Consider the following 12,618-nt stretch of genomic DNA (forward strand, 5'->3'; position numbering starts at 1 on the left):
CCAGCCTCAGTTGGCGGCGAGTTTCAGGTCTCGGACGATATTTTTCAACACCAGAAATTCACCAACGGCGTCACATCCGGGCAGATTCAGAACGATATCCGTGGCCTGCAGGTGACCGTTTGCACCGGGTTGCAGGATTTCCGCGCTGGCCTGTGCGCCACAGGTGCGGTCGGTCACGGCGACCTCAACCGACATACGCACAACACCGTTCAGGTGCTCTTGGGCCTTTGGGAAGGAATAGACCTCGGCGAACTGCGCGGCGGGACCTGTGCCCGTGCCCAAACGGGTCAGAAACCCGCCCGAATGCGCGGTGGCCGAACGTGGGTTTTCGGCCCAGACATGGCCCGCGTCATCGAACGATGCACCGAATTCAAAGGCATGTAGGCCCATCGCCTGATCCCCGACCCATTGCAGGGCAATCCGGTCGAATTCCGTGGCATCGGGCACGGATGTCGTTGCGCTTAACGTGTCGCCGGTGTCCAGAACCGCCGTCACGGTGGCGTAGTCGTCCATCGCGGGGATGGTCACGTCCAGACGTCCGATGTGGTCCGTGCGCGCGCTGAACACCAGTTTGTCATGGTGCAGCGTCACGCGGGAATCGATTAGGCAACTGGCAATCAGAGACACGGCCACCAACCCACCTGTTTCGGGAGTCAGGGTCAGGTTCGCCTCACAGGGCAGGCCGTATTCATTAATCGCGGGGTTGGCCGACGCGGGCAGGGTCAGGTGGTCATGATCGCTGTTCACGCGGGCGGTCAGGTCCATGGAAATCGTCGGCAAGGACGGCATGTCCCCCAACCGGACAATGGATGTCGGCACGTCGTCCGTCGTGGCCGACAAGGGTTGAATCGTGTTCACGAACGTATCGGTGACCGCGACGACCGGCTGCAACGGCGCCGCCGAGGCGCGCGTTGTGCCAAGGTACATATCCTTGTTCTGAACAAAGTGGCCTGCACCAACTGCAATTACACAGGCCGCAGCGATTGAAAGTGACTGTTTCGCAAACTGCACCGACTCATACCCTTTTGATTATGGGTATAACCTTTAGTTTCCAAACAAGGCATGAAAGTGGCAAAACGCGCGATTGTTTCGAAAATCGTGCGAAAAGGGCCCGGTCGCGCGCATTGTCCGCGCGCCGGGCCGTGTTTTTAGGTCAGCTTGCCGTGGCAATGCTTGAACTTTTTGCCCGACCCGCAGGGGCAGGCATCGTTGCGGCTGGGGTTGCCCCATGTGTCAGGGTTGGTCTCATCGAACCCATCGACCAGCGGGGTTGGAGTGTCCTCTGCCGACGGCACCTCGGCGGCCTTTTGCAGGGCGGCCTGTTGCGCCTGAAGCTGGGCCATCATGGCGGCCTGTTCTTCCTCGCTGAGGGGGCGCACCTGACCCAGTTTCTGGGTCACATCGGTACGCAGCGCATTCAGCAGGGATTCGAACAGGGCGAAGGCCTCGTTCTTGAACTCGTTCAACGGGTCACGCTGGGCATAACCACGGAAGCCCACGACCGACCGCAGATGTTCCAGCGTCAGCAGATGCTCACGCCATTTGGTGTCGATCGTCTGCAGCAACACCTGCTTTTCGATGTTGCGCATGGTGTCGGGGCCAAAGGCCTCGGCCTTTTCGGCCATGGCTTCGTCCGATGCGGCCTCAATCCGCTCACGGATGACCTCGTCATCAACACCTTCTTCGTCGACCCATGCGACGATTGGCAAGTCGATGTTCAGATGTTCGATCACCGCCGCTTGCAGGCTCGGTCCATCCCATTGATCGGCGTAGGAGCGTTCAGGGATGTGCGTGGCGACCAGATCGTCAATCACCTGATAGCGCATGTCCTGCGCGATCTCGGACAGATCGTCGGCCTCCATGATTTCGCGACGCTGACCAAAGATGACCTTACGCTGATCGTTCATCACGTCGTCGAATTTCAACAGCTGCTTACGAATGTCAAAGTTGCGGCCTTCGACCTTGGCTTGGGCCTTTTCAAGCGACTTGTTCACCCACGGGTGCACGATCGCCTCGCCCTCTTTCATGCCGAGGGTCGACAGAACCTTGTCCAACCGTTCGGACCCGAAGATGCGCATCAGGTCGTCTTCAAGGCTGAGGAAGAACGAGCTGCGGCCCGGGTCACCCTGACGGCCGGAACGACCGCGCAGCTGGTTGTCGATGCGGCGGCTTTCGTGACGCTCGGTCGCCAGAACGAACAGACCACCGGCGGCCTTGACGGCCTCTTCGTCGGCGGTGTGCTGCTCTTCGATCTGGGTGCGGATCTGTTCGGGATCGGCGTCAGGGTTGGCGGCGATGGCCTCCATGATCTTGAACTCGACGTTACCGCCCAGTTTGATGTCGGTACCGCGCCCGGCCATGTTGGTGGCGATGGTCACCGCGCCCAGCTTGCCCGCATCGGCAACGATCTGCGCCTCTTGTTCGTGGTGACGGGCGTTCAGCACGTTGTGCTCAACCCCGGCGGCGGTCAGCATCTGCGACAGCAGTTCCGATTTCTCAATCGACGTGGTGCCGACAAGGATCGGTTGGCCTTTGGCGTGCGCCTCATGGATGGTTTTGACGATGCCCTCGAATTTCTCGCGGGCGGTGCGGAACACCTGATCATCCTCGTCGATCCGCGCGATGGGACGGTTCGTCGGAACCTCAACCACACCCAGACCGTAGATTTCTTCGAATTCCTCGGCCTCGGTCGCGGCTGTACCGGTCATCCCGCCCAGCTTGTCATAAAGACGGAAGTAGTTCTGGAAGGTGACGGACGCCAAGGTGACGTTTTCCGGTTGGATCGCACAGCCCTCTTTGGCCTCAATCGCCTGATGCAGACCATCGGACAGACGGCGACCGGCCATCATACGACCGGTGAATTCGTCGATCAGAACAACCTGATTGTCACGAACGATGTAATCCTTGTCCTTGGTGAAGGCGGTATGCGCCTTGAGCGCCTGCGTCGCGTGGTGGACCAAGGTTGTGCTCTCGGGATCATAGAGCGACTGACCCTCGGGCAAGAGACCGCGGCGCAGCAACTCTTGCTCCATGAACTCGTTGCCTTCGTCGGTAAAGGTCACGTTTCGGGTCTTTTCGTCCAGCGTGTAGTGCTCTTCGGTCAGCAGGGGCACCACATCGTTCAGCGCGACGTAGAGTTCCGATTTATCCTGGCTGGGACCCGAGATGATCAGGGGCGTCCGTGCCTCGTCGATCAGGATGCTGTCCACCTCATCCACAATCGCGAAGTAATGGTCGCGCTGTGCCATCTGGGCCAGTTCGGATTTCATGTTGTCGCGCAGGTAATCGAAGCCCAACTCGTTGTTGGTGGCATAGGTGATGTCACAGGCATAGGCCTGTTTCTTTTCTGCGTCGGGCTGCATCGGGTAAACCGCGCCACAGGTTAGGCCAAGCGCGTTATACACCTTGGACATCCATTCGGCGTCGCGACGGGCCAGATAGTCGTTCACGGTCACAACGTGCACGCCACGCCCCGTCAGCGCGTTCAGATAGGCCGGGAAGGTCGCAACAAGGGTCTTGCCCTCACCGGTCTTCATCTCGGCAATGTTACCTTGGTGCAGGAAAATACCGCCCATCAACTGGGTATCAAAGGCCCGCAGACCCAACGCACGCTTGGCGGCCTCACGGCAGACGGCGAAGGCTTCGGGCAGCAGCGCGTCAAGGCTCTCGCCATCGGCGACACGCTGTTTGAACTCGGCCGTTTTGGCGATGATGCCCGCGTCGTCCAGCGCCTCGATCTCGGGCTCTAGCGCGTTGATCTGGTCCACCAGCGGACGCGTTGCCTTGATTTTGCGATCATTCGGCGTGCCAAAAACCTTTTTGGCGAGTGTTCCGATGCCCAGCATGTTTTCTCCGCTTGGTGGCTCTTTTCCTGATCGTGAAAGAGGACGCCTTGTCCGCCCCCTGTTGCACCATTAGGTAGGTTCAAGAAAAAAGGGCGGTCCGGCACTTTCGGACCTGTGAGCGATGTAAGCGCCAGCCTATAAAGTGTCAACGCCGCCACACAGGTGGCCGCAAGGGAGTTGCCCATATGACAAAGAACTTTTTCACCGCTTTGGCCATGACGACCGCGATTGCGTTCACGTCTGTTCCGGCTGTCGCACAGGAAACCGATCTGGGCACCGTGGTGGCCACCGTAAATGGCGAAGAGATCACCTTGGGTCACATGCTGGTCCTCAGCGCGCAATTGCCCCAGGAATACAACCAATTGCCCGATGACGTCCTGTTTGACGCCGTTCTGGACCAACTGGTGCGCCAAGCCGCAATCGCCCAAGGCCTAGAGGGTGGCCTGAGCACCGCATCCGAACTGGCGCTGGAAAACCAGCGTCGCACGTTTATGGCGACCGAGACCCTGAACGCGCGGGTTGATGCCGAAATCACCGAAGAAAAAATTCAGGCTGCTTATGATGCGGACTATGCAAGCGCCGAACCCGAGCCCCAATTCAACGCCTCCCACATTCTGGTCCCGACCGAAGAAGAGGCGCTTGAGGTTAAGGCGCTGCTGGATGGTGGTGCGGATTTCGCCGAAACCGCCAAGGAAAAATCGACCGGCCCCTCGGGTCCTTCGGGCGGCGAACTGGGCTGGTTCGGCAAGGGCATGATGGTCGAACCGTTCGAGGCCGCTGTTCTGGAGATGGCCGCCGGCGACGTGTCGGGCCCCGTTCAGACACAATTCGGCTGGCACATCATCAAGGTGAATGAGACCGGCACTGTGCCGATCCCGCCCTTGGAACAGGTGCGCAGCGAGATCGAGGAACGCCTGAACCAAGCGTTCGTGGAATCCCTGATCGCCGAATATTCCGAAGCGGCCGAGATCGTGAAACCCGAAACGGCAATTGACCCCGCCGTCATTCGGGATATGGAATTGCTGGAAAACTAACGTCGCCTGCAAGGACACCGCCGATGGCCAAGACCGACAAGCCCGACCACAAATCCAAGATCAAGGAACTGCGCAAAAAGGTTTCCAAGCTGCGCAAACGTCTTGATCGCGTCCAAGAGGCCGCCACGGCGGTCACAGAGGCGCCTAAGGGTCCGTTGGTCTCGCCTCTGGCACCTGTCGGCGGTATGCCACCCCTGCCCGTGATTGAGGGCGTCGAGATCTCCGCCTGTGCCGCCGGTGTGCGCTATAAGGGGCGCAATGACGTCATGCTGGCCCGTCTGGCCCCGGGGACCGAGGTCGCGGGCGTGTTCACACGTTCGGCCACGCGGTCGGGTCCGGTTCTGGACTGTCAGGCGAAGATCGGCACCCCTGCGGGGGATGAGGGCGCGGCCTTTCTGATCAACTCTGGCAACTCGAACGCCTTTACCGGTGCCGCCGGTGATGCCTCGGTTCAGGCGATCTGTGCCAAGGTGTCCGAGGTTCTGAACATCCCCGCCTCGCGCGTGTTCACCTCGTCCACCGGTGTGATCGGCGAACGCCTGCCCCATGATCGCATCACCAATGTGGTACAGGATCTGGCCGATACCCTGTCCCCTGACGGGATGGCCGATGGCGCGCGCGCGATCATGACCACCGACACCTTTCCCAAGGCCGCGACCACCACGGTCGAACTGGACGGCAAAGAGGTCAAAATCGCCGGTATCGCAAAAGGCTCCGGCATGATCGCGCCCGATATGGCGACGATGCTGGTCTACATCTTTACCGACGCCAAAATTGCCCACGCGCCGCTGCAAAAGATGCTGTCGCGCCTAGTCGATCCGACCTTCAACAGCATCACCGTGGATAGCGATACCTCGACGTCGGACACGTTGCTGTTGGCCGCGACGGGCAAGGCCGATGCGCCCGAGATCACCGACCTGCGCAGCAAGGCGTCCAAGGACTTTGCAGAGGCGCTTGAGGCCGTGATGATGAACCTCGCCCATCAGGTCGTGCGCGATGGCGAAGGGGCGACCAAGTTCGTTCAGGTTGCCGTGACCGGTGCCGATAGCGACGCGGATGCCCGCAAGGTGGCGATGGCGATTGCCAACTCGCCCCTCGTGAAAACCGCCGTAGCCGGTGAGGACCCGAATTGGGGCCGCGTGGTGATGGCTGTCGGGAAATCGGGGGCCAAGGCCGACCGAGACCTTCTGTCGATCAGCTTTGGCGATATTCTGGTGGCCGAAAAGGGCTGGGTCTCGCCCGAGTACCGCGAAGAGCTGGGCGCGACCTATATGAAGCAGCAGGATCTGGAGATTAACGTCGATCTGGGCATTGGCGAGGGCAGCGCGATTGCGTGGACCTGTGATCTGACCAACCGTTACATCCAGATCAACGCCGATTACCGCTCATGAAGACGGTTCTGGTTTCCGCCGTTGCCCTGATTGATGCCGACGGGCGCGTTCTGTTGGCACAGCGCCCCGCAGGCAAATCCATGGCCGGTCTGTGGGAGTTCCCCGGCGGCAAGGTCGAACCGGGCGAAACGCCCGAGGTCGCCCTGATCCGTGAGCTGCAAGAGGAACTGGGCATCGACACGTGGTCGTCCTGTCTGGCCCCGCTGACCTTTGCCAGCCATAGCTATGACGATTTTCACCTGCTGATGCCGCTGTTTGCCTGCCGCAAGTGGGAGGGAATCCCGCAGGCGCGTGAGGGTCAGGTTCTGAAATGGGTGCGGGCCGCCGAACTGCGCGATTACCCGATGCCACCGGCGGATGTGCCGTTGATTCCGATCCTGCGCGATTGGCTGTAACTGACTGAAATACTGCCTTTTGCATAGCAAAGTCTTACTTTTGCGCAAAATTTCACCGTTATAGGGCGGGCTTTGCCGGTTTTTTAAATGGATTTTTTATGAATTTTTTGCAACTTTAGGGATGTTCTACTTGCTGGGGGCTTTTAGATGTTGAGAACAATCACTGTAGGGAGCTGCGTTTCGATCCAGGGCGCATTCGTCAAAACCTTGGACAACGGAAACGTACAGGTACGCGTTGGTGAGCGCGTATTTGAAGGTCGGCCGATCTCCACCGCAAAAACTGCCGCTTGATTACGCATCCCTAACCGGATGACGGCATCGCGACAAAAAAGGGACGCTAGCATCGCTAGCGTCCCTTTTCATTTCTCTGGCGACTGGCGCCGCTGGACTTAGTCCAGCTTGCGCTCAATCTCTTCGCGTTCAAAGATCTCGATGACATCGCCCGGGCGGATATCATCGTAGTTCTCGAATGCCATACCGCATTCCTGACCCGACTGAACCTCGGCGACCTCATCCTTGAAGCGCTTGAGCGTCTTCAGGGTGCCCTCGTGGATCACGACGTTGTCGCGCAGCAGGCGCACGCCGGCGCTGCGGCGGGCGACGCCCTCGGTGACCAGACAGCCGGCAACCTTGCCCACGCCCGAGACCTTGAAGACCTCTTTGATCTCCGAGTACCCGATAAAGTTCTCGCGGATCTCTGCGGACAACAGGCCCGATGCAGCGGCTTTGACGTCATCAACCAGATCGTAGATCACCGAATAGTAACGGATCTCGACGCCCTTTTGGTTGGCGGCGTTACGGGCCGATGCGTTGGCACGTACGTTAAAGCCGATGACAGGCGAACCCGATGCTTCGGCCAGACCAACGTCAGTTTCGGTGATCGCACCCACACCTGCGTGCAGGACGCGAACGCGAACCTCGTCGTTGCCGATTTTTTCCATCGCCTGCACGATCGCCTCGGCAGAACCTTGCACGTCTGCTTTGACAAGGATCGGCAGTTCCGAAACGTTTTCGTCGGCTTTGGCTTTCGCCAGCAGCTGATCCAGCGTGGTTGCAGCACCCGCAGCGGCACGTTTGTCCTTGGCGGCCTGTTCACGGTATTCGGCGATCTCACGGGCCTGTGCCTCGGTGTCGACGACGTTCAGAACGTCACCGGCCTCAGGCGTGCCGTTCAGACCCAGAACCTCTACCGGAACGGACGGACCGGCCTCTTTGACGCGCTCACCCTTGTCGTTGACCAGCGCGCGGACCTTACCCCACTGCTCGCCCACAACAAAGATATCGCCTTGTTTCAGCGTCCCGTTCTGAACCAGAACGGTGGCAACCGGACCACGACCAACGTCAAGCTGGGCCTCAATCACCGCACCCGACGCAGCGCGCGTGGGGTTGGCCTTGAGTTCGAGGATCTCGGACTGCAGCGCGATGGCCTCAAGCAGCTCGTCCAGACCCTGACCTGTGTGGGCCGAGACCTCAACGTCCTGAACGTCACCCGACATCTGCTCCACGATCACTTCGTGTTGCAGCAGGTCGGTGCGGACCTTCATCGGATCAGCAGCCGGTTTGTCGCATTTGTTGATCGCAACGATCATCGGAACACCCGCCGCCTTGGCGTGGGCAATTGCCTCAATCGTTTGGGGCATCACGGCGTCATCGGCCGCAACCACCAGAACAACAATGTCCGTCACCTGAGCACCGCGGGCGCGCATCGACGTAAACGCCGCGTGGCCAGGGGTGTCGAGGAACGACAGGGTGGTGCCGCTGTCGGTGGTGACCTGATAGGCGCCGATGTGCTGGGTGATGCCGCCGGCCTCACCTGCAACAACCTTGGCGTTACGGATCGCATCCAGCAGCGACGTCTTGCCGTGGTCAACGTGACCCATGATTGTGATGACCGGCGGACGCGGCTGCAGGTCTTCTTCTTTGTCGTCAACCGTGTCGATCACGTCTTCAACGTCAGCATCGGAAACGCGCACGATCTTGTGGCCAAATTCCTCGATGATCAGTTCGGCCGTATCGGCGTCGATCGATTGGTTCTGCGTTACCATCATGCCCATTTTCATGAGCGCTTTGACAACATCAGCCACACGTTCGGCCATACGGTTGGCCAGTTCCTGAACCACGATGGTTTCGGGAACCTGAACATCGCGGACAACCTTTTCACGCGACTCGGCGCCACCCATGGCCTTTTGGCGCATGCGTTCCTGTTTCCGCTTCATCGACGCGAGCGAGCGCTGACGCCCACCTTCGCCACCCGTCAGGGCCTGATTCACGGTCAGTTTGCCGGAACGACGGTCGCCTTTGCCGCCACCGCGGTTGTTGCGGCCACCACGGTCATCGTCGCGGTTGTTGCCGGGACGGTCGCCGCCTTTGCGCGGGGCGCTACCCGGACGGGCCGGGGCGTCTTGGGCCGGAACCGGCTGTGCGGGATCGGCAGCAGCGGCCTTTTTCGGCGCTGACTTGCGTTCTTCTGCGGCGCGCTTTTTGGCCTCTTCGGCCTCAACGCGTGCTTTTTCTTCTTCCTCGGCCTTACGACGCGCGGCTTCTTCGATCTCGCGCTGTTCGCGTTCTTTGGCCTCGGCCTCTTCGCGGCGGCGCTGGCGTTCTACCTCGCGCTCACGCTCTTCCTTTTCGCGGCGCGCAGCCTCTTCGGCCTCGTTGGCCTTAGCAGCTTGCAGCGCGCGCAGGCGGCGTTCCATTTCCGCGTCGGAAATACCGGCGGGCCGTTTGGACGGGTCGCCCAGATGCGGGTTGCCACCGCCACCAGCGCCTTTGCCAGAGGGCTTGGGAACGACGACGCGCTTGCGTTTCGTCTCGACTACGACGCTTTTGGTCCGTCCGTGGCTAAAGCTCTGCTTTACCTGTCCAGAACGGGGTCCGCCGCGCAAACCGAGAGTTTTTTTGCCGTCATTATCGCTCATATGGTCTTTTCACCCTTCTCGGGGGTCACTCCCCCGTCGATCCTTCGCACGCCGATCAGCTTGGCTGCATCCTCTACAACACGTTGTGTGAGTCCACCAGCCGCAAGCGCGCCATGTATCACATGTTCCCGGCCAAATGCCAAACCCAATTCATGGGCGCTGAGACAGCCGATAAATGCGTTCGTATCTTCAGGGGGCCGCAGTTTGGATTTACCCCGTTCCGAGCCATCACTGGACTGTATCAGAACGGCGGCTTCTCCGGTTAACAGCCACCCTTTTACCTTTTCAAACCCGCACACCGCGTACCCGCCCTTGCGGGCCAGCGATATGCCGTCAATCACCCTGCGGGTCAGACCCGCGTGCACCTGATCGATCAGATCCTCAGGTACAGTCACCGCTTGTTTTGCACCGCGCGCAAACAGACGTTTGCGAATGGCCAGTTCAAGCGCATCCCGATCCGCCGACACCCAGATGCCCCGCCCCGGCAATTTGCCAAGGATATCGGGGACGATCTGATTGTCCGGACCAACGACAAACCGGATCATGCCAGCGGACGGTTGAGTTTCCCCCGTCGCAATACAGCGTCGTTCCGGTTCATCGGGTCGTATTTTCTGACCTCCGCGCGCCATGCGATGCACCAAGCGGCCCTAGGATCAGGCCTCTTGCCCTTCTTCGGTCTCGCCGTCGATCTCGTCTTCGGCGTCTTCTTCGGAAACCAGATCAGCCGGATCAACCCAGCCCAACTGAACCCGTGCATTCATAACCAAGGTCTGTGCTTCTTCGAGGCTGACGTCGAATTTCTCAAGAACGCCGTCGTCCTTGATGCGTTCGCCGTTGACGGTGGTCCACCCACCGGCCAGTTCCCAGTCCGCGCAGGTTGCAAAATCCTCAAGGGTTTTTACACCATCCTCGGCCAGTGCCTCAATCATTTGGGGGGTCAGGCCGTCGAAATCAACCAGGCTGTCCTCAACACCCAATTCGCGAGCGCGTTCCATGGACTTGCGGTTCATCTCTTCCAGAACGTCGCGGGCACGGGCCTGCAGTTCCTCGGCGGTGCCTTCGTCCACACCATCAATGACCAGCAGTTCGTCCAGATCGACATAGGCGACCTCTTCGAGCGAGGTGAAGCCTTCGGAGACCAGCAGCTGGGCAAAGAATTCGTCCAGATCGAGGTTGTCCATGAACAGCTTGGTGCGCTCGGCGAATTCGGCCTGACGACGCTCGGACTCTTCGGCCTCGGTCATGATGTCGATGTCCAGACCGGTCAGCTGCGAGGCCAGACGCACGTTCTGACCGCGACGACCAATGGCCAGCGACAGTTGCTCGTCGGGAACGACGACCTCGATACGCTCGGCTTCTTCGTCCAGAACCACCTTGGTGACTTCTGCGGGCTGCAGCGCGTTCACAAGGAAGGTCGGCTGATCTTCATTCCACGGAATGATGTCGATCTTTTCGCCCTGCAGTTCGTTCACAACGGCCTGCACGCGGCTGCCGCGCATACCAACACAGGCACCGACGGGGTCGATCGAGTTGTCGTAGGAGATCACGGCAATCTTGGCGCGCGAACCCGGATCACGGGCAACGGCCTTGATTTCAATGATGCCGTCATAGATTTCCGGCACTTCCATTTTGAACAGTTCGGCCATGAAATCGGGCGCGGTCCGCGACAGGAAGACCTGCGGGCCACGGGTTTCACGACGGACGTCCTTGATGAAACAGCGCACACGGTCGTTCGGGCGATAGCTCTCGCGGCCGATCTTTTCGTTGCGGCGCAGGATGCCTTCGCCACGGCCGATATCGACGATGACGTTGCCGTATTCTTCGCGCTTGACGACACCGTTGATGATGGTGCCAACGCGGTCTTTGAATTCGTCGAACTGACGATCACGCTCGGCCTCACGGACCTTTTGCAGGATCACCTGTTTCGCGGATTGGGCGGCGATCCGGCCCAGTTCTACCGGCGGAACCTCATCGCGCAGTTCATCACCGACGCTGGGGTTGTCCATGTATTGCTTGGCCTGCTCAACGGTCAGCTGGGCCTGATAGTTCTCAAGCTCATCATCGGCAACAACCGTACGCACACGGGTAAAGGTCGCGCGACCGGTTTTACGGTCGATCGCCACGCGGATATCCATTTCCGCGCCGTACCGCGATTTAGCAGCACGGGCGAGGCTCTCTTCCATCGCCTGTACGACCAGATCGGGGTCGATCATCTTTTCGCGGGCCACGGCCTCGGCGGTTTGCAGCAACTCCAGCTGGTTTGCAGAGGTAATCGCCATAACTCACTCCTCCTCGGAAGCGTCGGTTTCAATCTCATCGAACTGGTCCTCATCGACCAGACCTGCCGCTTTGCGCGCACGCAACATTTCGCGGATCAGATCATCGGTCAGAACCAGTTTCGCGTCACTCAGCCAATCGAACTTCAATCCGATTGTTACATCTTCACCCTGATCATCCAGAGTAATCAGAACTTCGTCGCCCTCGGTGCCGGCAAGGATACCTTTGAACCGGCGGCGCCCGTCGATCAGTTCCGTCGTTTCGATCTTGGCCTCATAGCCGTTCCACGTATCGAAATCTTTCAGACGGGTCAGCGGACGGTCGATCCCGGGCGAGGACACCTCAAGGGTATAGTTTTCCTCAATCGGGTCCTCGACGTCCAAGATCGCCGACAGCGCGGTCGAGATTTTGGCGCACTCATCAACCTCAATCCCGCCGTCGGGACGTTCGGCCATGACCTGCAGAACGTGGGTCTTGCCACCCATCAGGCGAATACGCACCAGTTCGAACCCCAGATCTTCGATCACGGGCTGTGCGATTTCGGCCAATCGGCGGTCGATGGCGGCTTTGGCAATCAGTTCAGTCATATCTTTCGTCGGACAAGCCGATGGTTGGGAGAGATGCCTAGGCATCAAACAAAAAACGGGCCCGCGGCCCGTCGATCTTTCCCGGTGGAGCGTGAGACAGTGTCCGGCGCGCCGCTGTTGAGCAGGCATATACGCCCGATCCCCAAAAACTGCAAGCCCCGTGTGATTTTC

Annotated in this window: 9 protein-coding genes; 3 read left to right on the forward strand and 6 right to left on the reverse strand. The window is 59.7% G+C overall.

Annotated elements, in window-relative coordinates; translation table 11 throughout:
- Window positions 1–6: 6 nt before the first annotated feature.
- Complete coding sequence (locus R1W00_RS13450; RefSeq protein WP_317263267.1) at window positions 7–927, reverse strand: hypothetical protein; 921 nt, start codon at window positions 925–927, stop codon at window positions 7–9.
- A 221-nt stretch (window positions 928–1,148) separates the two neighbouring features.
- Complete coding sequence (gene secA / locus R1W00_RS13455; RefSeq protein ID WP_317263268.1) at window positions 1,149–3,845, reverse strand: preprotein translocase subunit SecA; 2,697 nt, start codon at window positions 3,843–3,845, stop codon at window positions 1,149–1,151.
- A gap of 185 nt (window positions 3,846–4,030) precedes the next feature.
- On the opposite strand from secA, the gene R1W00_RS13460 reads away from it, so the two are divergent.
- The 3 genes from R1W00_RS13460 to mutT are packed head-to-tail and all read left to right on the forward strand — an operon-like array spanning window position 4,031 to window position 6,665.
- On the forward strand, window positions 4,031–4,879 hold the full coding sequence (locus tag R1W00_RS13460; protein WP_317263269.1) for a peptidylprolyl isomerase: 849 nt from the start codon (window positions 4,031–4,033) through the stop codon (window positions 4,877–4,879).
- A 23-nt stretch (window positions 4,880–4,902) separates the two neighbouring features.
- Window positions 4,903–6,270, forward strand: a complete 1,368-nt coding sequence (gene argJ / locus R1W00_RS13465) for a bifunctional glutamate N-acetyltransferase/amino-acid acetyltransferase ArgJ (RefSeq protein WP_317263270.1) — start codon at window positions 4,903–4,905, stop codon at window positions 6,268–6,270.
- A complete protein-coding gene (gene mutT / locus R1W00_RS13470) occupies window positions 6,267–6,665 on the forward strand; it encodes an 8-oxo-dGTP diphosphatase MutT (protein ID WP_317263271.1) in 399 nt (132 codons plus the stop codon). Before argJ ends, mutT begins: the two co-directional genes overlap by 4 nt.
- A 389-nt stretch (window positions 6,666–7,054) precedes the next feature.
- Here mutT and infB read toward each other — a convergent pair whose 3' ends face one another.
- Genes infB through rimP form a run of 4 tightly spaced genes read right to left on the reverse strand, consistent with a single transcriptional unit; the run spans window position 7,055 to window position 12,447 of the window.
- Complete coding sequence (infB, locus tag R1W00_RS13475; RefSeq protein ID WP_317263272.1) at window positions 7,055–9,583, reverse strand: translation initiation factor IF-2; 2,529 nt, start codon at window positions 9,581–9,583, stop codon at window positions 7,055–7,057.
- Window positions 9,580–10,212, reverse strand: a complete 633-nt coding sequence (locus R1W00_RS13480; RefSeq protein ID WP_317263273.1) for an RNA-binding protein — start codon at window positions 10,210–10,212, stop codon at window positions 9,580–9,582. The genes infB and R1W00_RS13480 overlap by 4 nt, the downstream gene beginning before the upstream one ends.
- 24 nt (window positions 10,213–10,236) lie before the next feature.
- Entirely contained in the window at window positions 10,237–11,862 is a 1,626-nt protein-coding gene (gene nusA / locus R1W00_RS13485; RefSeq protein WP_317263274.1) for a transcription termination factor NusA, read from the reverse strand.
- 3 nt (window positions 11,863–11,865) lie between these two features.
- The gene (rimP, locus tag R1W00_RS13490) at window positions 11,866–12,447 is read right to left on the reverse strand and encodes a ribosome maturation factor RimP (RefSeq protein WP_317263275.1); all 582 of its coding nucleotides are present in this window, start codon (window positions 12,445–12,447) and stop codon (window positions 11,866–11,868) included.
- Window positions 12,448–12,618 lie beyond the last annotated feature (171 nt).

Source organism: Rhodovulum sp. FJ3 (assembly GCF_032918305.1).
GTDB lineage: Bacteria > Pseudomonadota > Alphaproteobacteria > Rhodobacterales > Rhodobacteraceae > SAT37.